The 22,382-nt window shown below is 72.3% G+C and carries 26 protein-coding genes; 16 read left to right on the top strand and 10 right to left on the bottom strand.

Translation table 11 applies throughout. The features are described from left to right. On the top strand, nt 1-774 hold the full coding sequence (locus ACFWYW_RS52230; RefSeq protein ID WP_379625646.1) for a putative hydro-lyase: 774 nt from the start codon (nt 1-3) through the stop codon (nt 772-774). On the opposite strand, the gene ACFWYW_RS52235 is transcribed toward ACFWYW_RS52230, so the two are convergent. After that, the gene (locus ACFWYW_RS52235; RefSeq protein ID WP_379625644.1) at nt 737-2,908 is read right to left on the bottom strand and encodes an excinuclease ABC subunit UvrA; all 2,172 of its coding nucleotides are present in this window, start codon (nt 2,906-2,908) and stop codon (nt 737-739) included. The two genes, ACFWYW_RS52230 and ACFWYW_RS52235, sit on opposite strands and share 38 nt — an antisense overlap. 48 nt (nt 2,909-2,956) lie before the next feature. Between ACFWYW_RS52235 and ACFWYW_RS52240 the strand changes: the two genes are divergently transcribed. Beyond that, nucleotides 2,957-3,568 carry a TetR/AcrR family transcriptional regulator gene (locus ACFWYW_RS52240; protein ID WP_379625642.1) on the top strand — a complete coding sequence of 204 codons (612 nt, stop codon included), beginning with the start codon at nt 2,957-2,959 and terminating at the stop codon, nt 3,566-3,568. Here the strand turns inward: ACFWYW_RS52240 and ACFWYW_RS52245 are convergent. Further along, on the bottom strand, nt 3,510-4,106 hold the full coding sequence (locus ACFWYW_RS52245; RefSeq protein WP_379625640.1) for an AAA family ATPase: 597 nt from the start codon (nt 4,104-4,106) through the stop codon (nt 3,510-3,512). The two genes, ACFWYW_RS52240 and ACFWYW_RS52245, sit on opposite strands and share 59 nt — an antisense overlap. An 85-nt stretch (nt 4,107-4,191) precedes the next feature. On the opposite strand from ACFWYW_RS52245, the gene secY reads away from it, so the two are divergent. Next, entirely contained in the window at nt 4,192-5,457 is a 1,266-nt protein-coding gene (gene secY, locus ACFWYW_RS52250) for a preprotein translocase subunit SecY (RefSeq protein ID WP_379625638.1), read from the top strand. On the opposite strand, the gene ACFWYW_RS52255 is transcribed toward secY, so the two are convergent. The 3 genes from ACFWYW_RS52255 to ACFWYW_RS52265 are packed head-to-tail and all read right to left on the bottom strand — an operon-like array spanning nt 5,450 to nt 8,013. Further along, on the bottom strand, nt 5,450-6,103 hold the full coding sequence (locus ACFWYW_RS52255) for a response regulator (protein WP_379625636.1): 654 nt from the start codon (nt 6,101-6,103) through the stop codon (nt 5,450-5,452). The two genes, secY and ACFWYW_RS52255, sit on opposite strands and share 8 nt — an antisense overlap. A gap of 30 nt (nt 6,104-6,133) precedes the next feature. After that, nucleotides 6,134-7,099, bottom strand: coding sequence for a sensor histidine kinase (locus tag ACFWYW_RS52260; RefSeq protein ID WP_379625634.1), 966 nt, complete (start codon nt 7,097-7,099; stop codon nt 6,134-6,136). A 20-nt stretch (nt 7,100-7,119) separates the two neighbouring features. Continuing rightward, on the bottom strand, nt 7,120-8,013 hold the full coding sequence (locus ACFWYW_RS52265; protein ID WP_379625632.1) for a phosphotriesterase: 894 nt from the start codon (nt 8,011-8,013) through the stop codon (nt 7,120-7,122). A gap of 130 nt (nt 8,014-8,143) precedes the next feature. Here ACFWYW_RS52265 and ACFWYW_RS52270 point away from each other — a divergent pair, with 130 nt between their 5' ends. Together ACFWYW_RS52270 and ACFWYW_RS52275 are read left to right on the top strand one after the other, a co-directional pair. Then, complete coding sequence (locus ACFWYW_RS52270; RefSeq protein WP_379625630.1) at nt 8,144-8,578, top strand: TIGR02611 family protein; 435 nt, start codon at nt 8,144-8,146, stop codon at nt 8,576-8,578. A gap of 53 nt (nt 8,579-8,631) precedes the next feature. Next, complete coding sequence (locus ACFWYW_RS52275; protein ID WP_379625628.1) at nt 8,632-9,549, top strand: hypothetical protein; 918 nt, start codon at nt 8,632-8,634, stop codon at nt 9,547-9,549. A gap of 7 nt (nt 9,550-9,556) precedes the next feature. On the opposite strand, the gene ACFWYW_RS52280 is transcribed toward ACFWYW_RS52275, so the two are convergent. Continuing rightward, nucleotides 9,557-9,877, bottom strand: a complete 321-nt coding sequence (locus ACFWYW_RS52280) for a GroES family chaperonin (protein ID WP_379625626.1) — start codon at nt 9,875-9,877, stop codon at nt 9,557-9,559. A 263-nt stretch (nt 9,878-10,140) separates the two neighbouring features. Between ACFWYW_RS52280 and ACFWYW_RS52285 the strand changes: the two genes are divergently transcribed. The 3 genes from ACFWYW_RS52285 to ACFWYW_RS52295 are packed head-to-tail and all read left to right on the top strand — an operon-like array spanning nt 10,141 to nt 12,525. Continuing rightward, a complete protein-coding gene (locus tag ACFWYW_RS52285) occupies nt 10,141-11,013 on the top strand; it encodes an NAD-dependent epimerase/dehydratase family protein (protein ID WP_379625697.1) in 873 nt (290 codons plus the stop codon). Beyond that, nucleotides 11,010-11,957 carry a spherulation-specific family 4 protein gene (locus tag ACFWYW_RS52290; protein ID WP_379625624.1) on the top strand — a complete coding sequence of 316 codons (948 nt, stop codon included), beginning with the start codon at nt 11,010-11,012 and terminating at the stop codon, nt 11,955-11,957. The genes ACFWYW_RS52285 and ACFWYW_RS52290 overlap by 4 nt, the downstream gene beginning before the upstream one ends. Before the next feature lie 4 nt (nt 11,958-11,961). Continuing rightward, a complete protein-coding gene (locus ACFWYW_RS52295; protein WP_379625621.1) occupies nt 11,962-12,525 on the top strand; it encodes a DUF1349 domain-containing protein in 564 nt (187 codons plus the stop codon). Nucleotides 12,526-12,546: 21 nt separating this feature from the next. Here the strand turns inward: ACFWYW_RS52295 and ACFWYW_RS52300 are convergent, their stop codons facing one another. Continuing rightward, entirely contained in the window at nt 12,547-13,458 is a 912-nt protein-coding gene (locus tag ACFWYW_RS52300; protein WP_379625619.1) for an endonuclease/exonuclease/phosphatase family protein, read from the bottom strand. 41 nt (nt 13,459-13,499) lie between these two features. Here ACFWYW_RS52300 and ACFWYW_RS52305 point away from each other — a divergent pair, with 41 nt between their 5' ends. Next, nucleotides 13,500-14,753 carry an ArgE/DapE family deacylase gene (locus ACFWYW_RS52305; protein WP_379641346.1) on the top strand — a complete coding sequence of 418 codons (1,254 nt, stop codon included), beginning with the start codon at nt 13,500-13,502 and terminating at the stop codon, nt 14,751-14,753. A gap of 18 nt (nt 14,754-14,771) precedes the next feature. Here the strand turns inward: ACFWYW_RS52305 and ACFWYW_RS52310 are convergent, their stop codons facing one another. Further along, nucleotides 14,772-15,107, bottom strand: a complete 336-nt coding sequence (locus tag ACFWYW_RS52310) for a rhodanese-like domain-containing protein (RefSeq protein WP_379626770.1) — start codon at nt 15,105-15,107, stop codon at nt 14,772-14,774. A gap of 36 nt (nt 15,108-15,143) precedes the next feature. Between ACFWYW_RS52310 and ACFWYW_RS52315 the strand changes: the two genes are divergently transcribed. Next, nucleotides 15,144-15,785 carry a TetR/AcrR family transcriptional regulator gene (locus ACFWYW_RS52315; RefSeq protein ID WP_379626768.1) on the top strand — a complete coding sequence of 214 codons (642 nt, stop codon included), beginning with the start codon at nt 15,144-15,146 and terminating at the stop codon, nt 15,783-15,785. On the opposite strand, the gene ACFWYW_RS52320 is transcribed toward ACFWYW_RS52315, so the two are convergent. Both ACFWYW_RS52320 and ACFWYW_RS52325 read right to left on the bottom strand, forming a co-directional pair. After that, nucleotides 15,769-18,168, bottom strand: coding sequence for a helicase-associated domain-containing protein (locus ACFWYW_RS52320; RefSeq protein WP_379626766.1), 2,400 nt, complete (start codon nt 18,166-18,168; stop codon nt 15,769-15,771). The two genes, ACFWYW_RS52315 and ACFWYW_RS52320, sit on opposite strands and share 17 nt — an antisense overlap. An 88-nt stretch (nt 18,169-18,256) precedes the next feature. Beyond that, nucleotides 18,257-18,760 carry an ATP-binding protein gene (locus ACFWYW_RS52325; protein WP_379626764.1) on the bottom strand — a complete coding sequence of 168 codons (504 nt, stop codon included), beginning with the start codon at nt 18,758-18,760 and terminating at the stop codon, nt 18,257-18,259. Between the two features lie 223 nt (nt 18,761-18,983). On the opposite strand from ACFWYW_RS52325, the gene ACFWYW_RS52330 reads away from it, so the two are divergent. The 6 genes from ACFWYW_RS52330 to ACFWYW_RS52355 all read left to right on the top strand — a co-directional run bounded on the left by ACFWYW_RS52330 (nt 18,984) and on the right by ACFWYW_RS52355 (nt 22,363). Further along, the gene (locus ACFWYW_RS52330) at nt 18,984-19,805 is read left to right on the top strand and encodes a helix-turn-helix transcriptional regulator (RefSeq protein ID WP_184970964.1); all 822 of its coding nucleotides are present in this window, start codon (nt 18,984-18,986) and stop codon (nt 19,803-19,805) included. After that, the gene (locus ACFWYW_RS52335) at nt 19,806-20,042 is read left to right on the top strand and encodes a DUF397 domain-containing protein (protein ID WP_184970552.1); all 237 of its coding nucleotides are present in this window, start codon (nt 19,806-19,808) and stop codon (nt 20,040-20,042) included. It begins immediately after the preceding gene. 87 nt (nt 20,043-20,129) lie between these two features. Further along, complete coding sequence (locus ACFWYW_RS52340) at nt 20,130-20,375, top strand: hypothetical protein (protein ID WP_379626762.1); 246 nt, start codon at nt 20,130-20,132, stop codon at nt 20,373-20,375. A gap of 45 nt (nt 20,376-20,420) precedes the next feature. Continuing rightward, on the top strand, nt 20,421-21,197 hold the full coding sequence (locus ACFWYW_RS52345) for a hypothetical protein (RefSeq protein ID WP_379626760.1): 777 nt from the start codon (nt 20,421-20,423) through the stop codon (nt 21,195-21,197). 24 nt (nt 21,198-21,221) lie between these two features. Beyond that, a complete protein-coding gene (locus ACFWYW_RS52350) occupies nt 21,222-22,097 on the top strand; it encodes a maleylpyruvate isomerase family mycothiol-dependent enzyme (protein WP_379626758.1) in 876 nt (291 codons plus the stop codon). Continuing rightward, nucleotides 22,097-22,363 carry a sigma factor gene (locus ACFWYW_RS52355; protein WP_379626756.1) on the top strand — a complete coding sequence of 89 codons (267 nt, stop codon included), beginning with the start codon at nt 22,097-22,099 and terminating at the stop codon, nt 22,361-22,363. Before ACFWYW_RS52350 ends, ACFWYW_RS52355 begins: the two co-directional genes overlap by 1 nt. Nucleotides 22,364-22,382 lie beyond the last annotated feature (19 nt).

The raw sequence follows: 22,382 nt of genomic DNA on the forward strand, positions 1-22,382 counted from the left end.
ATGCGGGAATCGGCGCTCGACCCGGCGCAGGCGCGGGCCAGGTTCAGGCAGGGGGAGCGGGTGCCCACGGCGGGCTGGTGCGCGGGCTGGACGCAGGCGAACCTCATCGCGCTGCCCGCCGCGTACGCCGCCGACTTCCGCCGGTTCGCCGAGCGCAACCCGAAGCCCTGCCCGATCCTGGACGCCGGTGAGCCCGGGGCCACCGCCACCCGGCTGTTCCCCGGTGACCTGCGTACCGACCTGCCCGGCTATCGGGTCTACCGAGGCGGCCGCCCGGTCAAGGACGCGACGGACGTGCTGGCCGACTGGCGCGAGGATCTGGTCGCGTTCCTGCTCGGCTGCAGCTTCACCTTCGAGGCGGCGCTCATGGCGGCGGGCGTCCCGGTCAGGCATGTGGAGCTGGGCGTGAACGTGCCGATGTACCGCACCGCCGTGGCCTGCGAGCCGGTCGGCGTCTTCGCGGGGCCGCTGGTCGTCTCGATGCGGCCCGTCCCCGAGGAGCTCGTGGAGGTCGCGCGGGAGGTCACCGGCCGCTACCCGGCGGTCCACGGCGCGCCCGTCCACGTGGGGGATCCGGCAGCTCTGGGTATCCAAGACCTGAAAAATCCGGACTTCGGGGATCGGGTGCCGGTTGGCCCGGGGGAGGTGCCGGTGTTCTGGGCGTGCGGGGTGACGCCTCAGCTCGCGATCGGCGCCGTGGACTTCGCCATCGGCCACCTCCCGGGGCACATGGCGATCATCGACGCCCGCGATGAGGACTTTCGAGTGACTTAGCGAGATATTTCGCCGTATGGGTGGAGGCGTCGGCCAGCTCGGCCGGCGTGCCCGTGAACACCACGCGGCCGCCGTGCTGGCCCGCCTCCGGCCCCATGTCGATCACCCAGTCGGCGTGCTTGACCACGTCCAGGTCGTGCTCGACCACGATCACCGTGTTGCCGCCGTCGACCAGCCGGTCGAGCAGCGCCAGCAGCGTGTCCACGTCGGCCATGTGCAGCCCGGTCGTCGGCTCGTCGAAGACGTACACGTTGCCGCTCTCGCGCAGCCTGTGGGCCAGCTTGAGCCGCTGCCGCTCGCCACCCGACAGCGTGCTCAGCGGCTGCCCGACGGTCAGGTACCCGAGGCCGAGCTCGCTCAGCGCGCCGAACATGCCGAACACGCCGTCGGCCTCCTCCGCCGTCATCGCCAGGACGTCGGCGATCGTGCGGCCCTCGTAGCGGTAGGACAGGGCCGCCGGGTTGTAGCGGCTGCCGCCGCAGGCGTCGCAGACCGACGTCACCGGGTCCATGAAGGCGAGGTCGGTCTTGATCAGGCCCTTGCCCTCGCAGGCCGGGCAGGCGCCCAGCGCGTTGAAGCTGAACCAGCCTGGCTCCACGCCGTTGGCGGCGGCGAAGAGCTTGCGGATGGAGTCCATGGCGTTGAGGTAGGTGGCGGGCGTGGAGCGGATCGAGCCGCCGATCTGCGACTGGTCGATCGCGATGCCGTCGGCGAAGGCCATGAGCGTGCTCTTGCCCGATCCGGCCACGCCGGTGACCGCGGTCAGCACGCCCAGCGGGACGCGTACCGAGACGTCGTGGAGGTTGTGGCGGGAGGCGCCCGCGATCGTCATCCAGTCCGACGGCGTGCGCACCTCCGCTTTGAGCCCGGTGGTGCGGCGCAGCATGCGGCCGGTGAGCGTCGTCGCGGCGCGCAGGCCCGGCACGCCGCCCTCGTAGACGACCTCGCCGCCGGACGCGCCGGCGCGCGGGCCCATGTCCACCACGTGGTCGGCCAGCTCGATGATGTCGCGGTCGTGCTCGACCACGATCACCGTGTTGCCGCTGTCGCGCAGCTCCAGCAGCAGCTCGCCGAGCAGGTGCACGTCGCGCGGGTGCAGGCCGACGCTCGGCTCGTCGAAGATGTAGGTGAGCCCGCTCAGCGAGCTGCCCAGGTGGCGCACGGTCTTCAGCCGCTGCGCCTCGCCGCCGCTCAGCGTGCTGGTCTGCCGGTCGAGGCTGAGGTAGCCGAGGCCGACCGTCTCGATGCGGCGCAGCGCCGCCACGGCCGGGCCCGCGACCGGGTTGCCGAGGCCCTCCAGCACGACGATCAGGTCGGCGACCTCCATCGCGCCGTAGTCGGCGATGTTGTGCGCGCCGATACGCGAGGCCAGCGCGGCCCGGTTGAGCCGGGCGCCGCCGCAGGTCCGGCACGGGCCCTCGGCCAGCATCTTCTTCGCCGACACCAGCTCCTTGTCGCGCTTGAGGTAGAGGCGGTCGAAGCGGTCGGCCACGCCCTCGTAGGTGCCGCGCTCCATCTTGAAGCTCTCGCCGTGGAGCAACTGGCGCGTCTCCTCGGGCGTGAACTCGCCGACCGGCTTGTCCATGTCGAACAGGCCGGACTGCTCATACAGCTTCCACGTCCACGAACCCACCGACCACAGCCGCAGCGCGCCCTCGTTGAGCGACAGGCTCTTGTCGATGGCCAGGTCCAGGTCGAGCTGGACGGTCTTGCCCAGGCCGTCGCACTCGGGGCACATGCCCTGGGGGTCGTTGAAGGAGTAGGCGCTCGCCGGGCCGGCGGAGGGCCGGCCGTACCGGGAGAAGAGCACGCGCAGGATGGGGTGGATCTCCGTCATGGTGCCGACGGTCGAGCGCGCGTTGCCGCCGACGGGCTTCTGGTCGACGACGACGGCGGGCGTCAGGTGGGCCAGCCGCTCGGCGCGCGGCCGCTCGAACTTGGGCAGCCGGTTGCGGATGAACGCGCTGTAGGTCGCGTTCATCTGCCGCTGCGACTCGGTGGCGATCGTGCCGAACACCACCGACGACTTGCCCGAGCCCGACACGCCGGTGAAGACGGTCAGGCGCTCCTTGGGCAGGCTCAGCGAGATGTCCTTGAGGTTGTTCTGCTTCAGTCCGGCCAGAATGATGTCCACGGGCACTCCTCATAGCTTTAGCTACTACCTATAGCTTATGCTATGGCTGTGACAGATCGTCGAGCCCGCCGCCGGACGGAGACCCAGGAGGAGATCCTGCGGATCTCCCTGGAGGTGATGGCCGCCGACGGCGTGGCCGCGCTGAGCATGACCACCGTCGCCCGACGGCTCGGCATCCAGCCGCCCTCGCTGTACAAGTACTTCCCATCGCGGGCCGCGGTCTACGACGCGCTCTTCGAGCGCGGTCAGAAGGGCTACCTCGACGCCGTACGGCAGGCCGCGGAAGGCCTGGAACCGGGCCTGGCCGCCATGGGCGCCTCCCTGGAGGCCGGAGCCCGCTGGATCATGGCCAACCAGATCCTCGCCCAGCTCCTGTTCTGGCGCCCGGTGCCCGGATTCACCCCTTCTGAGCGGGCCTACGCCCCGGCCCTCGCCATCCGCGGGCACTTCGCCACCCTGATCGAGGGCGCGGTCGCCCGCGGCGAGGTCGCCCCGGAGGCCGCGGGGGAGGAGGGCCTCGCCCTGGCCGCGAGCCTGATCGCCGGGGTCGTCTCCCAGCAGCTCGCCAACCAGCCCGGGGCCTCCTACGACGACGGCGTCTTCATGCGCCTGGTCCCGCGCCTGCCCGAGGTGTTCGCGGGGGCATACCCGCCGCGGTGAGCTGCTCGCCGACGCCGGGCGCGCCCCGCCGGTTGTCGATCTCCAGGTGGGGTACGGCCGGCGGCTCGTCCACCCGGATCGCCGCCAGGTAGTCCTCGAACGCGCCCAGCTTGCCGGCGTCCCGGTCAAGCCCCCGCGCCACCAGCCGCTCGCGCAGCGTCGGCCCGTCGGAGCGCACCCACACCAGCCGCGCCGGGCCGCCGCCGAGCTCCTCCACCCAGCGCTCCCACAACTCGGCCGAGTGCACCTGCGAGGTGAACGGGCCGTCCAGCATCACCGGGCAGCCGTGGCTCCTGATCGTCCGGGCCAGACCGGTCAGGCCGCCGTACTCGTGCCGTTTGACGTGCTCGTCGTACCAGGGGCCCTCGCGCTCGCCGGGCGGCCGGCCGTACGCCCGGAGGGTCTCGGTGACGAAGCCGCCGTAAACGGTGTCCTTGTCCAGCAGCGCCGGGACCGGCGTCAGGCGGGCCAGGAGCGCGGCGGCGACGGTGGACTTGCCCGCGCCCGGCGGGCCACTGATCACCCAGACAGGAACCACGAGGTCAGAGCCTACGCGGATCTGCGTATCCGACAGCCTCCTGCCGTCGGACGCCCTTCGCGCGGCGCATGGCCAGACTCGGCGCATGCTCACCCTGTTCGTGCGCGCGTTCCGCATCGCGGATCTGCGCCGGAAGCTGCTGTTCACGCTCGGCCTCATCGTCCTGTTCCGGCTGGGCCAGATCGTGCCCTCGCCGGGTGTGGACGTGGTCGCCGTGCAGCGGTGCCTCGGCAGCGTCAAAGGCGGGCTGGCCGAGATGGTGCAGTTGTTCAGCGGCGGGGCGATGCTGAAGCTGTCGGTGTTCGCGCTCGGCGTCATGCCGTACATCACGGCCAGCATCATCATGCAGCTCATGGCGGTGCTCATCCCGCGGCTGGACGCGCTGCGCAAGGAGGGCAAACAGCAGAAGATCACCCAGTACACCCGCTACCTCACGGTCGCGCTGGCCGTGCTCAACGCCACCACCGTGGTCGCGCTGGCCAGGAGCGGGCAGCTGTTCCCCGGCTGCCGGGAGCCGGTGCTGCGCGACGACGGCCTGCTGAGCATCGCGGTGCTGGTCAGCGTCATGGTCGCGGGCACCTGCGCGGTCATGTGGCTCGGTGAGCTGATCACCGATCGGGGAATCGGCAACGGCATGTCGATCCTGATGTTCACGCAGGTCGTCGCGGTCTTCCCGTCCTACATGTCGACGATCTTCACGATGAACGGCTTCGCCGCCGTCGTCATCCTCGTCTCCGGCGTCTTCCTGGTGGCGGCGGTCGTCTTCATGGAGCAGGCACAACGGCGCGTGCCCGTGCAGTACGCCAAGCGCATGGTCGGCCGCAGGACCTACGGCGGCACCAGCACCTACATCCCGCTGAAGGTCAACCAGGCGGGCATCGTGCCGGTCATCTTCACCTCCTCGCTGCTCTACATCCCGACGCTCTTCGCCGGCCAGGTGCCGTGGCTGGCGCCGTACCTCGAAGGCGACCATCCGCTCTACATGACCGGATACTTCGCGCTCATCGTGGCCTTCGCCTACTTCTACGTGTCGATCACCTTCAACGCCGTCGAGGTGGCCGACAACATGCGGCGCTTCGGGGGTTTCGTCCCGGGCATCCGGCCTGGCAAGCCGACCGCCGGATACCTGTCGTACGTGCTGTCGCGGCTCACCGCGCCCGGCGCCGCCTACCTCGGCGTGCTCGCCCTGCTGCCGCTGGTCGCCTTCGCGCTGCTGCGCGACCCGTCCACGCAGCAGAACTTCCCCTTCGGCGGCGCCAGTGTGCTCATCATGGTCGGCGTCGGCCTCGACACCGTGAAGCAGATCGAGGCCCAGCTGCAGCAGCGCAACTACGAGGGGCTGCTCAGGTAGGCAGGACCAGGCCCGCCCGCATCGCGAACACCACCAGCTGGGCGCGGTCGCGGGCGTGCAGCTTCACCATCGCCCGGCTCACGTGGGTACGGACCGTGTCCGGGCTGATCACCAGCTCCCCGGCGATCTCCTCGTTCGAGCGCCCGGTCGCCACCCACGCCACCAGTTCCCGCTCGCGCGGCGTCAGCGTCTCCACGCCCGCGACCGGCTCGGCGCCCGCGTGGCGGCCGAACAGGCCGATGACCTTGCGCGTGATGGACGGCGACAGCAGCGCCTCGCCGGCCGCCACCACCCGGATCGCGCTGACCAGCTCGTCGGGGGAGCTGTCCTTCAGCACGAAGCCGCTCGCGCCCGCCTGCAGGGCGGCGAAGACGTACTCGTCGACCGCGAACGTGGTCACCACCACGATCCGCGTGCCGCTCAGGCCCGGGTCGGCGGCGATGGCCCTGAGCGTCTCGACGCCGTCCATGCCGGGCATGCGGATGTCCAGCAGCAGCACGTCGGGGCGGGTGTCGCGGAGCAGTCTGAGCGCCTGCGCGCCGTCGGCGGCCTCACCCACGCACTCCAGGTCGCCCTCGCGCTCGATCAGCGCCCGCAGCCCCATCCGCACGACCGCCTGGTCGTCGGCCACGGCGACCCTGATCACGCGCCGCCTCTGTTCACGCGTCGTCTCGGTTCACGCGCTGTCGCCGGTGCGGGGGAAGTGGGCGATCACCCGGAAGCCGCCGCCCTCACGCGGGCCCGCGGCGAACCGGCCGCCCGCGGACTGCACCCGCGCGCGCATCCCGGTCAGCCCCCGGCCCTCCGCCGCGCCCGACCAGCCCGCGCCCCGGTCGGCCACCTCCACCACGTACACCCCCGGGTCCGCCGACAGCCGCACCAGCGCCCGGGTCGGGCCCGCGTGGCGCAGCACGTTCGTCAGCGACTCCCGCACCACCTTGTAGACGGCGCCGCTCAGGTCGGCGGGCACCTTCGGCTCCGCCGGCTCGACGTCCACCGGCAGCCCGGCCGCCCGCACGCCGTCGATCAGCCCCGGCAGGTCGCCTTCGGCCTCGATGCCGTCGAGGGCGGCCCGCAGATGGGCCAGCGCCTGGGTGCTGGTCTCCTTGATGGCCAGCAGTGAGGCGCGCGCCTGCTCGGGGTTCTCGTCGAGGGTGACCAGGGCCAGCCCCGCCTGCATGGCGATCGCCGCCAGGCCGTGGCCCGCCGCGTCGTGCACCTCTCCGGCGATCCTGGCCCGCTCCATCGCGACCGCGTCACGCCGCGCCGCCATGCCCCACGTCTTGTACGGCCCGGCCTGGCGGACCGTTTCGGCCGGCCGTACCGGATCGTCGGCAGGAGCGGCCCCGAGCGCCTCCACGACCGCGGCGCGCACCTCGGCGGCCGGGGCGCGGACCTCCGCGGTCAGGGCACGGACGTCGGCGGCCGGGGCGCGGACCTCGGCGGGAGCGGCGGCCTCGCGGATCTCGGCGGCGACGCGGGCGGGGTCGTGGGGGACGGTCTGGGCGGCGGCCTCCGCGGCGGCGGCCTGCGCCTGGGCGAGGCCGCTGAAGGACCACGGGACGGCCAGCCAGCCCGCCCACGCCAGCACGACGACCGCGGGCAGGTCGCTCAGCTTGGACAGGCGGGGGAGCTTGCTCACCCCACGATCCTAACCAGTCGTCAGCCGGTCCCGGTGAGCCAGCGCAGCGGGTTGGTGTGCGTGAGGAGGCGGCGCGTGTCGTCGGGCACGCCCGCCTCGCACAGCCGGGGCAGCAGCGCGTGGAACAGGTGCGCGTAGCCGGGACCCTCGTAGCGCTGGAGCTGGGCGACGCGGCTCATGCCGGAGCCGAGCAGGATGCGCTCGGCGTGGCCGTCCTCGATGAGGCCAAGGACGAGACGCGCGGCCTGCTCGGGGCCCTGGGCGAGGGAGGACAGGCCGACGTACGCGCCCGCCTCGGCGATCTTGCGGGCGGCGCCCAGGTCGGTGCCGGTGTAGCCGACGCTGACGCGCCGCGCGGGCAGGCCCTGGCCGAGCATGATCTCCAGGATGCCGGTGGGGTCCTGGCCGTGGGTGGCGACCGGCAGGCGCGAGGACTGCGAGGCTCGGGCGGCGGCGACCAGGCAGCGCTCCTCGACCGCGGTGGGCTCCTCGCCCCAGCAGCCGACCGCGCCGATGACGCCGGGGAAGACGCCGGTGCCGTCGAGACCGGAGGTGATCTCGCTCATCAGCCGGCCGGTCAGCTCCTCGACGCTCGCGTCACGGGCGTCGGCGAACGGCTCGGCGTACAGGCCGGTGGCGGCGATGACCGGGACCCGGCTGCCGGCGGCGATCCTGGCCAGGGAGGCGGCGTCGCGGCCCATGCCCATGCAGGTGAGTTCGACCACGAGGCCGAGCCCGTCCTGCTGGCGCAGCGAGCGCAGTTCCTCGGTGACGGGACGCTCCTCGTCGAGCCAGCGGTGCGGGTCGGAGTCGACGCCGACCGCCCAGCGCATGTCGTTGCGCAGGTGCTCATGGGGGAGAACGGCACCGGTGATCGCGGCCGCGCGTATGGGGCCGGTGACGGTGCGAAGCATGACCTCGGGCATGCCAGACATTAACCGATATTTGCCGCTCAATGCCTGTTTTGAGGCGAAGATCTACCTGCAAGGAGAATGAAAGCGGCACCGGTATCGTGGTTCGCACACCGACAGTCGCGGGGGGATCGTGCCTATCCAGAACTCCGAGACCGGCGACGCCGACAAGCTCAAGGACGAGGCGGCGCGCAGGTCCGGCATACACGGGTGGCTGGACGGAGTCAGGTCGACCCGATCCGGCGCGCTCACGCTGAAGATCGTCATCGGGGTCATCGGATCCGTCATGGTCATCGGCGGCCTCATCATGGTGCCCTTCCCCGGACCCGGCTGGCTGGTCGTCTTCGCCGGCCTCGCGGTGCTGGCCACCGAGTTCCACTGGGCGCACAAGGTGCTGGAGTTCGGCAAGCGCACGCTGCACGCCTGGACCCAGTGGTACAAGCGCCAGGGCTGGACCGTCCGCATACTGGTCGCCGTCGTGACCGTCGCGGCCGCCGGCGTGATCGTCTACCTCGGCCTCAGGACCCTCGGCGTCGACCTCCTGCAGATGGCCAAGGACTACCTCTAGACCCGTTCGGCATCACGCGGGACTTCGGTCCCAGGAGTGTCTAATCTGCGGGCGTGCTCGTCAAAAGCGTCCTCGCGGTGATCGCGCTGCTCGCCCCTGCGGGCGTGGCCGCCAACGTGCCCCTGCCCGGCACGGGCGTGACCGTCCAGGAGCAGGCAAACGATCCGGTACGTCTCAGCTCCTACGGATTCGGCACCAAGCGCACCTACCTGAGGGCGCTGACCGGCGACACCTTCGTCCGGCAGAAGGGCTTCTCCGAGGCGGCGCTCTCACCCGACGGCCGCAGGGTCGCCGCGGTGCCCGACGCCTACCGCTCCGGCTGGGACTCGGTGGTCGTCACCGATCGGGTCGCCGGCAAGCCCGCCCGCATCCGCACGGTCAGGAAGCCGCTCACCGCCTCCTACGCCTCGTGGTCGCGCGACGGCACCAAGGTCGTGCTGACCGTGGAGAAGAAGGTGAGCGGCAAGTGGCGCACGACCGGGTTCACCGTCGTCGACGCGCTCGCCTCCACCGCCCGCACGGTCACCGTGACCGGCACCGCGGCGCGCGCGGGCTTCTGGTGGACGCCCGACGGCAACCTCGTCGCCGAGTACGGCAGGGGCCTGCGCGTCTACAACCCGGCCGACGGCAAGGTGGTGCGGACGTTCCCCTCGATCGGGCTGCCGACCGGCCCCGAGGACGCCTTCTCACCGTCGGGCAGGCAACTGGCCATGTGGTGCCCGTCGTCGTTCACCGAGCAGCTGTGCGTCGTCGACCCGGCCAGCGGGAAGATCGTCCGGCGGGTGCGGGCCGAGCCGGAGGCGCTGTTCGGGTGGTGGGACGAGAGCCACGTGATCGCGGTCACGGCGTGGCAGGGCGCGTACCGGCTGGTGGTCCTGGATCTGACGGGCAAGACCAAGCGCGTGCTCGCCGGGGTCCCGGCCAAGACGTGGCGCGGGGGGCTCTGGCTGCACTTCGTGCGCGACCAGTGACGCGTGCCTACAGGTAGAGGCCGGTGCCGTGGTCGGTCTCCGTGGTGGCCACGGCGTGCAGGTCGCGCTCGCGCATGACCAGGTAGGTCTGGGCGTGCAGTTCGACCTCGAACTGCTCCTCCGGGTTGAGCAGGACCTTGTCGCCGACCTTGACCGTACGCGCGCTCGCGCCCACGCCGCAGACCTGGCCCCAGGACAGCCGGTTGGCGAGCTTGACCGTCGCCGGGATGACGATCCCCGCTCCGCTGCGCCGCTCTTCGGCCTCGCGCTCCAGCCGGATCAGCACCCGGTCGTGGAGCATCTGGATCTCGAACTTCGGTTCTGCCACATCCGCAGTTTACGTCCATCGGGAACCTCGGCCCGCCCGCGCGCCCCGGACGGCCGGGCGCTCTGACCGGGAGACATACGTCGCTTCAAGCCTTTCACGCGAAATTTGCGGAAATGTCGGTTGATGGTGTTAGCGCAGGTCAGGGCATTGTTTGCGGGAACTTCCGGCGAGCCTTCCCGCGGCTCGGCTATAACTTGCTCAGCCGCGGTGTCAAGGGGGGCACGTGGCTGTGGTGATATGGGGAGCGGCTCACGGTGATCGTGATGTTCGGCGCCGCCGGCTTCATCGGCCGGCACGTACGGGCCGCGCTGGGGGAGCGGAACGTCGTCGCCGTCCCGCGCGGCCGCATCGATCTGGCCGCCTCCGGGCACGCCGAGCTCACCGGGCTCATGTACGAGATCGCCCCCGACGTCGTGATCAACTGCGCCGGCGCCACCGGCGGCGACTCCGCCACCCTGGCCAAGGACAACGTCGTCGCCGTCGCCCGCCTGCTGGCCGCCCTCGCCGTCGCGGCCCCGCGGGCCAAGTACGTGCAGGTGGGCAGCGCCGCCGAGTACGGCCGGGTGCCCATGGGCCCACCCATCTCCGAGGACGACGCCTGCGACCCCCTCGGCGCCTACGGCCTGGCCAAGCTGGCCGGGACCGAACTCGTCCGCGCGGCCGCCGCCGACGGTCTCGACGCCTCCGTCCTGCGCGTCTTCAACGTCATCGGACCGGGCGCGCCGCCCGGCTCGCTGCCCACCAAACTCGCCCTCGCCCTGCGCGACGGCGGCGACCTGGTCGTCGGCGGGCAGGACGTCTACCGGGACTTCGTGGACGTACGCGACGTCGCCGAGGCGGTGGCGATGGCCGCCGGGGCCGGCGGGCCGCTGCCACCGGTGCTCAACATCGGCAGCGGGCGCGCCACCCCGGTTCACGACCTGGTCTCCACCCTCGTGGAGGTCGCCAGGCCCGGCGCGCGCGTGCTGCCCGGCGGGCAGGGCTCGCCCGCCATACCGTGGCAGTGCGCCGACATCACCCGCGCGGCCGACTCGCTGGGCTGGCGGCCGCGCACGACGCTGCGCGACTCGCTCCAGACCCTGTGGTCGGCCCTGAACGCGCCGGCCCGGCCGGTGGAGAGCGGCACACCATCATGAGCGGGAACGCGGCACGGGACTGGACGCCGGGCGGCACGCCGCCCGGCCACGAGCGGCCCAGGACACCGATGACACCTGCCGGCCCGGACGTGCACGTGCTGCCGGACGCGCGGATAACGGCGGGTGCCCGCGATCTGCCGGGCCCGCCCTGGTTGTCCGGTCAGGCCGAGCCCGGGGAGCCGTGGTCGCGCGGGCACGGGCGGGTCGAGACCTGGCCGGAGCCTCCCGGCCAGAGGAGAAGCGCGCCGGTTCTGGGGAGGGGTGGCGGAAGGGTGAGCGAGCAGGAGGAGGTGCGCTTGCTGGAGGTCGGGGAGGCACTGGTCGGGGCCTGTGTGCCGGCCTACTTCAGCCCTGGGGAGGCGGCGGACACGTGGCGTCGGCTGCTGGCCGTACCGCCGAGGCTGGTGGTGCTCGACCTCGGTGAGGAGCGCGAGGCCGCCTACGCGCCGATCGTGGGCCGGCTCGTCGCGGCGGGCAGCGAGGTGCTGGCGCGGGTGGACACCGACTTCGGGCTGCGCGCCGCCGCCGACGTCCGCGCCGACCTGCGCAGAATCAGGTCCTGGTACGGCCTGCGCGGCGTCTTCCTCGACCAGGTCGCCGCCGACGCCGACCGCCTGGAGCACTACCGCGAGATCGTCGACGGCGTCCGCGGCACGATCGTCCTCAACCCGGGCGTCTACCCCGACCCCGGCTACGCGGCGCTGGCGGACGTGCTGGTGACGTTCGAGGGCCCGCTGGCCGCCTACCGCGCGATCAGGGAGCCCGCCTGGGCGAGGGCGCTGGCGCGGGGCCGCTTCTGCCACCTGATCCACGGGGTGGGCGAACGCGTCCGCGTGGCGACGTTGCGGAAGGCGGCCAGGCTGGCGGGAACGGTCCACCTCAGCGACGGCCCCGGTTGGACAGACCTGCCCGCTTACTACGGTCGGAGGATCGTGGCAGGATAAATCCATGATCATGGCCTTCGGCGCCACGGGCTGGCGGTGGCTGAACCCTCCACGGGAGTGGACCGCCGACGACGGCCTGACCCTGTTCTGCGACGGCGGCACGGATCTGTGGCGGCGTACCCGCTACGGCTACACCTTCGACAACGCCCATGTGTTCGGCCGCACGCAGAGCGGCGACCTGCGGCTGTCGGTGACCTTTACCGGCGAGTACGCCGAGCAGCACGACCAGGCCGGCGCCGTCCTGCGGATCGACGAGACGACCTGGATCAAGGCGGGGGTGGAGTTCACCGACGGCGCGTTCTGCCTGGCCACGGTGGTGACGCGCGACTACTCCGACGCCTCGATGCTCCCGCTGCACGAGAGCCCGGACGGGGTCACCTTCGAGCTGGACCGGGTGGGCGACGCGGTCAGCGTCCGGTACGGCCTGGCCGGCGAACCCCCTGAGCACCTGTTACGCGTGGCCTACTTCCCGCCCGAGGCCCCCGTCCTGGCCGGCGCGATGGCGGCCGCCCCGGTGGGCAAGGGCTTCCCGCTCCGCTTCACCGACGTCCGCGTCGCCACCGCCTGATCCGCTGCGCGTCGCCGCCGGTCACGGGAGCCTGAGACCGGCGAAGACGGGCCGGTGGTCGGTGCCGGGCAGGTCGTGGATGCCGAACTCCGTCACCGCGATCTCCCGCGAGGCCAGGATGTGGTCGATCTGCACGCCCGGCAGATACTTCCACCCCACCACCGGCCACGTGTGCGTGAACCCCTGCCCGCTCACGTCGGCCGCGTCGCGGTAGCCGGAGGTGAGCAGTGTGCGCATGGGCGGATGGTCGAGGGTGGCGTTGAAGTCGCCGGCCAGCACCCGCAGCCCGCCGCCGCCCCGTGGCAGGGCGTCGAGACCCTGGCGCCAGCAGATGACCCGCCCGTCGTACCGGGGCGCGCACGGATGCACCGACACCACCTCGACCGGAACCCCCGACACGGTCAGCTTCGCCCGGGTCTGCCGGAAGTTCCCGTACGCGATCATCGGCAGCTCGGTCACCGGATACCGGGCGTACACGGCCGACCCGCTCGCCCCCGGCGCGGAACGGTCCACCCGGTGCGGCAGCAGCCGGCCGAGCCCCAGCGCGTCGACCCGCTCGCGGGCCGCCGCCGTGAACTCCTGCAGCGTCAGCACGTCGGGACGCAGCCGCCGTACCAGCGCGAGGAGGGCCTCGGGCTCGGCCTGGCCCACGCGGAGGTTGACCGACAGCACCCGCAACCGCGTCCCCGCGGCGGGCGGGTTGGCCTCGGGCAGCTGACGGGGCAGCACGCTCCCGGCCAGGGCAAGGCAGCTCACCGCGGCCACCCCGGCCGCCGCCCAACGCCGCCGCGCGGCGGCCAGTGCCAGCGGCACCACCGACGCGATCGCCACGTACGGGGTGAACGCCACCAGCGGCACCCACGGCCAGGCGGGCACCACTCCGGCCACCCGCAACACGGCCCACCCCGCGAACGGGACCACCAGAATCCACATCACATCGCTGTATCGCCAGACAAGCCGGATACGGTTCACGTATGCGTGATGTGGAAGCCCGCGTCCTGGACGCCATCGACGACGCGGACACCGTGAACCTGCTGGCCGAGGCGGTCAGGATCCCGAGCGTCACCGGCACCGACGCCGAGTCCGACCTGCAGCACCGCTTCGCCCGCCTGCTCACCGAAGCGGACATGGACGTCGACGTCTGGAAGCTCGATCTCGACGACCTGCGCGCCCGTGACGGCTTTCCCGGCACCGAGGCCCCGCGCGCCGAGGGCTACGGCGTCGTGGGCACCACCTCGGGCGAGGGCCCGCCCGCGCTGATCCTTCAGGGTCACGCGGACGTCGTCCCCACGGGCGACCTGGCCAAGTGGGCGGGCAGTGACCCCTTCGCCGCCCGCGTCACCGGCGACACCCTGCACGGCCGCGGCGCCTGCGACATGAAGGCGGGCGTGGCCGTCAACCTGGCCGTGGTCCGCGCGCTCCACCGCTCCGGGGTACGGCTGGCCAGGCCGCTGGCCGTCCACTGCGTGGTCAGCGAGGAGGACGGCGGCCTGGGCGCCTTCGCCACCCTGGCCAGAGGGCACACCGGCGAGGCCGCGGTGATCACCGAGCCGACCAGCGGCGCGGTGATCACGGCCAATGCCGGCGCGCTCACCTTCCGGCTGGAGCTCGCCGGTCGCGCCGCCCACGGGGCCACCCGGTACGAGGGGGTCAGCGCGATCGAGGTGTTCTGGCCGGTGTTCCAGGCGATCCGGCGCCTGGAGGCCGAGCGGAACCGGAACCTGCCGGTCATCTTCGACGGCAACCGCATGCCGTACCCGATCGAGGTCGGGACGGTGCGGGCCGGCGACTGGGCCAGCAGCGTGCCGGACCTGCTGGTGGCCGAAGGCCGGATGGGCGTGCGGCTGGACGAGGATCCGGCCGAGGCGCGCGAGGCGTTCGAGGAGGCGGTGCTGGCCGCGGCCGACCCGTGGCTGCGGGCCAACCCGCCCGTCGTCACCTGGCCCGGCGGGCAGTTCGCCAGCGGGCGGCTGCCGGCCGGTCACCCGCTACTGGCCGAGGTCTCCTCCGCCGTGGCCGCCGTGCGCGGGGCCGGGCCCCCGGAGACGGCGGCGCCGTACGGGAGCGATCTGCGCCTGTACAACGGCGGCGGGATCCCCTCGCTCCACTACGGGCCGGGCGACGTGGCCTTCGCGCACGCGCCGAGGGAGCAGGTCGAGCTGGCCGAGGTGCGCGAGGTGACGCGCGCGCTGGCCCTGCTCACCCTGCGCCGCTGCGGCGCGCTCTGAATCAGGCGTGCTGCCGAATCAGGCGAGCACCCCGGACTCGACCGGGAGGCCGGCCTCGACCCAGTCCTGGATGCCCTCGCGGTACTTGCGGACGTTGGTGTAGCCGAGCGCCTCCAGCCGGTTGGCGACGGCCTGGCTGTTGCCGCAGGCCGGGTTGGAGCAGTAGGTGACGATCGCGGCGTCGCGGTCGGGCAGCAGCCCGGCCGCGCGCTCGTTCACCTCGTCCTCGACCAGCGCGATCGCGCCGGGCAGGTGCTGCTGCTCGTAGTACTGCCCGCCCAGCGCGTCGAGCACGGTCACGGCGCCGTCCTCGATCGCGGCCTTGAGTTCCTCGCGGGAGATGAGCGCGGTCATTGCGACCTCCAATGTAAATGGACTACAGTCCGTTTTGTGGATGGCTCGAAAACTAGCGGACCGCAGTCCGCTTCGTCAAGTGAGACGCTGGAGATCCTGCGTACCCGCCCGGTCGCCGAGCGCGCCGACGCGGCCAGGAACAGGGAGAAGGTCCTCAAGGCCGCGGCCCGCCTGTTCGCGGAGAAGGGCGTCGAGGCGGTCTCCATGGACACGATCGCGGCGGAGGCGGGCGTCGGAAAGGGCACGTTGTTCCGCCGGTTCGGCGACAAGTCGGGCCTGGCCGTGGCGCTGCTCGACCGGCGGGAGCAGGAGTTGCAGGAGCGCATCCTGTCGGGCCCGCCGCCCCTGGGCCCCGGCGCGCCCGCCGCCGAGCGCCTGGCCGCCTTCATCGCCGCCTACCTGGACTACCTGTTCGCCCACCTCGACCTGGTACGCATGTCGGAGACCGCCAGCCCCGGCGCCCGCTACCGCATCGGCGCCTACCGCTTCTGGCACCGCCACGTCGTCATCCTGCTGACCGAGGCCCGTCCCGGCGCCGACGCCGAGGCCCTGTCCCACCTCATGCTCGCCGCCGTCGGCGGCGAACTGGCTCACGTGCTCCAGCAGGAGTACGGCGAGGCCCGCGCCCGCCAGGCGGCCATGGAACTGGCCCGATCCCTGGCTAGTACGTCGCCCTGACCTCGACGATCTCGGCCAGCGGGAACTCCAGGTAGTCGCCGGCCTCCTCGCACCACGCGTCGAGCGCGCTGCCGCGCAGTTCCCCGTGGCTGATCGTGGCGGTCAGCCCGTCGGTGAGCGTGATCCCTGCCCGCACCCCGCGGTCGACCACGAAGCCGAGCAGCGACTGCTGCGCGGTGGGCAGCCGCGAGGCCATCCGGCCGATGACCGCCCAGGTCCGCCCGGCCTGGCCGGTCTGCGCGGAGGAGGCGACCAGCCGCCTGGCGTGCTCGTGGGGGTCGGGCCCCGGCTCGGGGATGAGGTGCGCCGGGTCGTCCATCTCCGACAGTTCGGCGACCTGGCCGCCGGGCAGCAGGATGAGCTTGCCGCCCTGGCGCTCCTCGACGCGGGTACGCCGGATGGCGATCTCGCCGGTGTCGGCCACCGGCACGGGGGAGTAGCCGTGCTCGCGCAGTACCGCCAGCGTGCGCTCGGCCGGCTCGGAGCTGACCAGCACGGTGGGCGCGAGCAGCCGCAGCCCCAGCCTGGCCAGGCGGCGGTGCCCGGCGATCTCGGCCAGCAGCGCCGGATCGCCGGCCTGCACGATGCAGCCGACCGAGGTCACCGTCACCTCGCCGTGGCGTCTGGCCACGTCGCGGACCATGTACTCCAGCGGCTGCGGGATGGAGCCCACGCCGCTCAGCTCCTCCAGCAGTTCGTCGGCCTCGTAACCGTCGTCGAGCGCGCGGCGCACGCTCTCGGTGGTGAAGCGCCACACCGAGGCGGCGCCCCTGGACTCCCGCTCGGCCACCCGGTCGAGCAGCGCGGCCAGCTCCGAGGAAGGCGGCCCGGTCACCACCGCGGTGAGGTCGGGGCCGAACAGCGCGCTCCTGCGCACGCTGGCCAGGGCCCGCGTGGACGCGCCGACCAGCACCGGATCGTGCTCCACCAGCGGGACGGAGTCGTCGTTCTCGTCGCCCGCCTGGGCGGCCAGGCCGGCCAGGGCCCGGCCGAGGTCGGTCAGGCCGTCGTTGGCCAGCAGTCCGAGCAGCCGCGCCTCGTCGATCACGCCGGCCGCGCACTCGGCCAGCAGCGCCTGGTCGAGCAGGGGCGCGTGCCAGTGCACGTTGCGCACCAGGCTGCCCCGGTCGGCGAAGGCGGTGCCGGAAGGCAGGTGGGCCAGGCCGGTCAGCACGGCCCTGCGTACCCTGGCCACGGAGGAGCCGGACTGGTCGTCGCCGAGCACCGTGCCGTACTTGCCGTCGATCTTCCGCAGCGACGAGCGTTCCATCCGCCACCAGGCCGACAGCAGCACCCGCAGCCGGGCCGAGCCCTCGTCGAGGCGCCAGCGGTCGAAGCGGTCGGTGGGCACCATGCCGCCCGACTGCTCGTCCCAGGCCAGCAGCCTGGAGACCGCGCAGACCTCCAGCAGCAGCCGGGTCTCGTCCTCGTCGCAGCCGGTCTCCTTGGCCACCCTGCGCACCTCGCGTACCCCGACGCCGCCGGTCTTCAGCAACGGCAGCGGCGTCTTGGAGGTGTTGTCGAGGATGGCGGCGCAGCGCTCGACCACGTGGGGAGCGGCCAGCGTCATCAGGTGGTCGACCTCGGCCGGGTCGATCGGGATCGTGGCCACTTCCGGCGGGTGCGGGGTGAAGGGCGGGTGGTAGTCGGGGCCGCGCAGGCACAGGGCCACCTCGCGGGGCATCTCGGCCAGGTCCCAGCGGGGGCGGTAGAGCAGGCCGTGGTCGGCGGCCCACTTCTCCGGGGTGCCGGGCAGCACGAAGCGGCCGCCCTCGACGCCGCGGACGGGCCCGTCCCAGGCGAACGACTCCAGCAGCTGCCTGGTGCCCTCGGGTGCGTTGGCCAGCATGGCCTCCATGCGGGCCGGGTCGGCCAGGACCTCGGTGGCCCGCACGATCGTGCGGCGCTTGTTGCCGTGGGGCGGCACGCCCAGGTTGCGGGCCATGGCGCGCAGCGCGTCGTTGCTGATCGTCCAGGAGTTGAGGTAGTGGTCGAGCGGCTCGCCCAGGCCGAGCGGGGCGGCCCACCAGCGCGAGACCGCCTCCGACAGATGGATGACGCCCTCGCCGTCGGGCCAGGCCAGCGCGTGGTCGTAGAGGCAGTCGAGCCAGGGGGTGGTCTCCTCGACGGGGACGCCGAGCAGCGCGGAGACGGTGCCGGGCGTGGGCGCGTGGACCACCAGGCAGGCCTGGGCGAGTTCGAGGCAGGGCAGGGGCAGGCCGCGCATCGACTCCATGACGGCGAAGCCGTTGCCGAGGCGCTGCGCCAGCAGGTCGAGGCGGCGCGGCCATGGGGGAGCGATGGCGTCGGGCCGGTTGGCCAGGACGCGGCCGAGCCTGTCTTCGTCGAGTGTTCGCAGCCAGCCGAGCAGGTGATCATCCATCTGTCAGCACTCTCATGGGGGTCGCGCGGGACTCACCGTGAGCCATGACCAACCACGGTAGTGCAGATGACCCGCCGGGATGGGGCTGTCAGGACAGGACTGCCCAGACGATCTTCCCGTGCGGGGCCAGGGCCGACCATCCCCAGCGCAGGCTGAGCGAGTCGACGATGTGCAGGCCCAGGCCGCCGGCGTCGAGGGGGCCCGGGTAGCGCAGGACCGGGACCGACGAACCCGGGTCGGTGAAGGCGCAGGTGACCAGGGGGCCGCGCCGTACCAGGGACATGTGGACGGGGCGCCGGCCCTGGGGCTCGTTGAGCCGCAGGCCGTGGCGCAGGGCGTTGGTCGCCAGCTCGGAGACGACCAGCTCCATGTTCTCGGCCAGCTCCGGCAGGCCCCAGCCGCTCAGCGAGCCGGAGGTGAAGACGCGGGCGGAGTGCACGGAGGGTGCGGCGGGCGGGAGTACGAAGGTGGCGCTCGCGTGGGGGCCGGACACCAGCAGATCACGCGCCGCCTCTGGCCACCAGCCGACCGGGGGCCACCAGTCGAACGTGGTCCATTGGCCGTGCGCCAAGGTGGATTGCACGTTGATCATTCTGGGGCAAACTATCGTGCAGGTGCAAGAGCGAATGCACGTGCAGAAGCACGCGCTGCGCGCTACGGTTGGCCATCAAATGGTCAATCGGCGGGAAAGGGGATCTTGTCCGCGGCCCATGATCTTTCGGCCGTGAAGTGACAGACTGTGTGACAAGGAATCGACCAAGGAGCAGCACGTGTCCATCGATCCGCCGGGTTCAGCTTCGACAGTTCGGCGCATCATGCTCGGGGCGAGCCTGAGGCGCCTGCGCGAGGATTGCGGACTTGACCGCGGCCAGGCCGGCTTCCACATCCGGGCGTCCGAGTCCAAGATCAGCCGGATGGAGCTCGGCCGCGTCGGGTTCAAGACACGTGACGTTGAAGACCTGCTCACGCTGTACGGCGTCAGCGACGACGCCGAGCGGCGAGCGCTGCTGGAGATGGTCCGCGAGGCCAACACCCCGGGATGGTGGCACAAGTACTCCTCCGTCCTGCCCGGTTGGTTCACCACATATGTGGGGCTGGAGGAGGCCGCGAGCGTGATTCGCACCTACGAGGTGCAGCACGTGCCCGGTCTGCTGCAGACGGCCAACTACGCGCGGTCCGTCTACCGGCTCGGCAACCCCGATGCAACCTCCGAAGAGATAGAAAGCCGCGTGCATCTGCGCTTACAGCGGCAAGAGCGCTTCACCCAGAAGGACGGCCCGCGTCTGTGGGCGGTCATCGACGAAGCGACGCTCATGAGGACCATCGGCGGGAGAGACATCATGGCCGAGCAGCTCCAGCACCTGCTGGAGGTCGCCGCCCTCCCCAACATCACCATTCAGGTGATGCCCTTCAGGTACGGCATGCACGCCGCTGAAGGTGGCGCGTTCAGCATCTTGCGGTTTCCCGAGTCCGATTTGTCGGACGTCGTATACGTCGAACAGCTCTGGGGTGCCCTGTACCTCGACAAGCGTGAGGACGTCGACCCGTACCTCACCGCTATGGAGCAGTTGTGCGTGGAGAGCACCACGCCAGGGGGCACCGTGGAGCTCATCGGCGGTCTTCTCAGAAAGATCTAGATGAAGCACACGTATAACGGCATGCCCGCGGCCGACCTCAAGCAGGTGGCCTGGCGCAAGAGCCGCTACAGCAACTCGCAGGGCAACTGCGTGGAGCTCGCCGAGCTCCCCGACGGGGGTATCGCCATGCGCAACTCGCGTTTCCCCGACGGGCCGGCCCTGATCTACACCCGCGATGAGATCCGGGCGCTCATGCTCGGGGTGAAGGACGGAGAGTTCGACGGCCTCCTGGTTTAACGTCATTTTTACCTCCGGCGCCGCCGCGTAACGGCGGCGCGCCGGGGGTGTAATGGGCCGGACCTCGCGCGCTGTGAGGATCGCTCCATGCTCGACCAGCTGACCCTTTACCCGATCGCCGACGACGTGCTCTTCGCGCCCGGCGGCAAGGTCGTCGTCCGCACGTACGGCGTGGCCCCGGCCCACGGTTCCGTCTCCTATCGCACGTGGGTGACCGGCATCCGCGACCAGCCGCGCTACTGGCACTGGGGGCACTTCGAGGACGCGGCCTCGGGTCACCGGCGTGTCCTGGAATGGCTCACCGGGCGCGGCCCGCAGCCGGTCCCGGCCTGATAGCGTGTCTGCCAAGCAAACGCTTGGCAGAGGCGAGGTGGCGTGGTGCGGCGTGGCATCTACCTGCTCGAAGAGGTCGACTTCCGGCCCATGAACTCCCGCAGGCCGATGGAGTACCTCACCTGGCTGACCCGCTACAAGCGCGAGGACCAGAGCAGGCGCGAGCCATCCCTGACCGAGGGCATGTCGATCCGGTCACGCGAGATCGACCTGGTCGGCGCGTTCTACGCGGTCGGCATCACCGGCCACCCGCAGTTCAAGGCCGTCACGCTCTGGGACTGCCACGGCGGCTGGGACGGCGGCTGGCGGCAGATGATGGAGATCTACCAGGGCGTCGACGACCGGCTCTTCCTGTCCGACATCGACGACCTGCGCTTCTCCGCCTTCTCCCGCCCGCTCGGCGCCGCGCCCGGCTCGCCCGCCCTGTCCGACCTGGTGGCGGAGGGCTACGGGGCGGAGTTCTACCTGTTCGAGAGCGCCCGCGTACGCCCCGGCGCCGCCCTGGACTACCTGGAGGCTGTTCGCGCCGAGCGCGCCCCGATCCTCGCCGACCACGGCCACCGGCTGGTCGGGCTCTACGAGGTGCTGTTCTGCGACACCGAGGCGGTCACCGTCTGGGGCATGTCGCTCGACGCCCACCTGGCCGCGCAGCGCGCCCACGACGCCGCGCTGGGCCTGGACGACGAGGCCGAGGCCGACGACCGGCTGCCCGGCTGGCGTAAGCGCGCCCGCGACTTCCTGGAGGGGCCCTGGCGGGAGACCGTGCTCTCGCCCTTCCCCGGTAGCAAGCTGGCACTCGACGCGGAGCGCCCGCGGACGTAGCGTCGGGCTGCGGAGGTGTCCCCAATGACGGACCCGTACCTCTTCAACGGTCGCAGTCCCGACGAGCACGTGGCCGAGTGCGCCGAGTGCACGGCGGCGATCGCGCTCGTGGAGCGGCCCGGCCACGCGCAGGCGCCGCCGGCCAGGTTGCGCGAACGCGTGCTGTCCAGGGCGCGGGGGCGCAGGCAGCCGGCGACGGCGGAGGTGGCGGCGGTAGCCGTACCGTACGCCACGCAGGTGGCGCTCATGGACGAGCTGCTCGCCGAGCTGAGCGTGCCCCAGTGGGACGCGCCGGTGCCCAAGCACGGCACCGTGCGCGCGATGGTCGAGCACCTGGCCGCCAACGACGCGCGGGTGGCGCAGTTCATGGGCGTGCGGGCGCGGGAGGCGCCGGTGCACCGGCGCTGGCGCGAGCAGGCGGGCGCGCTGCTCGAACGGGTCGCCGGGGGCGCGCACGCGCTGCTCGGCGTCGAGGTCGCGCTGGCCGGGACGCGTCCCGCGCGCGGGTCGCTGCGCCAGGCGATGGTGCAGCGGGCGTTCGAGACCTGGACGCACGCCGAGGACATCAGGGCCGCCGTCGGCCGCCCCCGCGGCGCGCCGCCCGCCGGCGAGCACCTGCGGCAGATCGTGGAGTTCGGGCTGGGCATGCTGCCGAGGGCGCTGAAGGGGCCGCGCCGGCACGTCTCGGCCACGTTCGTGCTGACCGGTCCCGGCGGCGGCACCTGGACGGTGCCGCTGGCCGAGCCGTCCGAGCGGGTCGCGGTCCTGCTGTCGGCCGAGGCCGCCGGGTTCTGCACGCTGCTGGCGGGGCGGGCGCGCGAGTTCCCCTACGCCGCCGAGGGCGACCCCGGGCTCGCCCGCGACCTCGTCGCCGCCGCGGCCACGCTGGGCTGCGACTGATGGCCGAGGACGAGGATCTGCGCGCCCGGCTCCTGTGCGGGGACCTGCGCGCGCTTGAGGCCGCCTACGACCTGCACGCCCCTTCCGTGTACGGCGTCGCCGTCCGGGTCACCGGCAGCGCGGCGACCGCGGAGGAGATCACCGAGGAGGTGTTCGCCGCCCTGTGGGAGCGGCCGGGCTCCTACGACCCGCGGCACGGCACCCTGCGGGCCTGGCTGGTCACCAGGAGCCTGCACGAGTCGGCCCTGCGCAGCACGGTCAGCTGAGTGCCGCCCTGGGCGGCGC

Source organism: Nonomuraea sp. NPDC059023, from assembly GCF_042740095.1.
In the GTDB taxonomy this organism is placed as follows: domain Bacteria; phylum Actinomycetota; class Actinomycetes; order Streptosporangiales; family Streptosporangiaceae; genus Nonomuraea.

Excerpts from the sequence above, each read along its gene's own strand:
- ACFWYW_RS52230 (WP_379625646.1), top strand. The coding sequence starts at position 1 with ATGCGGGAATCGGCGCTCGACCCGGCGCAGGCGCGGGCCAGGTTCAGG.
- secY (WP_379625638.1), top strand. The coding sequence starts at position 4,192 with ATGCTCACCCTGTTCGTGCGCGCGTTCCGCATCGCGGATCTGCGCCGG.
- ACFWYW_RS52265 (WP_379625632.1), bottom strand. The coding sequence starts at position 8,013 with ATGCTTCGCACCGTCACCGGCCCCATACGCGCGGCCGCGATCACCGGT.
- ACFWYW_RS52285 (WP_379625697.1), top strand. The coding sequence starts at position 10,141 with ATGTTCGGCGCCGCCGGCTTCATCGGCCGGCACGTACGGGCCGCGCTG.
- ACFWYW_RS52290 (WP_379625624.1), top strand. The coding sequence starts at position 11,010 with ATGAGCGGGAACGCGGCACGGGACTGGACGCCGGGCGGCACGCCGCCC.
- ACFWYW_RS52295 (WP_379625621.1), top strand. The coding sequence starts at position 11,962 with ATGATCATGGCCTTCGGCGCCACGGGCTGGCGGTGGCTGAACCCTCCA.
- ACFWYW_RS52300 (WP_379625619.1), bottom strand. The coding sequence starts at position 13,458 with ATGTGGATTCTGGTGGTCCCGTTCGCGGGGTGGGCCGTGTTGCGGGTG.
- ACFWYW_RS52305 (WP_379641346.1), top strand. The coding sequence starts at position 13,500 with ATGCGTGATGTGGAAGCCCGCGTCCTGGACGCCATCGACGACGCGGAC.
- ACFWYW_RS52310 (WP_379626770.1), bottom strand. The coding sequence starts at position 15,107 with ATGACCGCGCTCATCTCCCGCGAGGAACTCAAGGCCGCGATCGAGGAC.
- ACFWYW_RS52320 (WP_379626766.1), bottom strand. The coding sequence starts at position 18,168 with ATGGATGATCACCTGCTCGGCTGGCTGCGAACACTCGACGAAGACAGG.
- ACFWYW_RS52325 (WP_379626764.1), bottom strand. The coding sequence starts at position 18,760 with ATGATCAACGTGCAATCCACCTTGGCGCACGGCCAATGGACCACGTTC.
- ACFWYW_RS52330 (WP_184970964.1), top strand. The coding sequence starts at position 18,984 with ATGCTCGGGGCGAGCCTGAGGCGCCTGCGCGAGGATTGCGGACTTGAC.
- ACFWYW_RS52335 (WP_184970552.1), top strand. The coding sequence starts at position 19,806 with ATGAAGCACACGTATAACGGCATGCCCGCGGCCGACCTCAAGCAGGTG.
- ACFWYW_RS52340 (WP_379626762.1), top strand. The coding sequence starts at position 20,130 with ATGCTCGACCAGCTGACCCTTTACCCGATCGCCGACGACGTGCTCTTC.
- ACFWYW_RS52350 (WP_379626758.1), top strand. The coding sequence starts at position 21,222 with ATGACGGACCCGTACCTCTTCAACGGTCGCAGTCCCGACGAGCACGTG.
- ACFWYW_RS52355 (WP_379626756.1), top strand. The coding sequence starts at position 22,097 with ATGGCCGAGGACGAGGATCTGCGCGCCCGGCTCCTGTGCGGGGACCTG.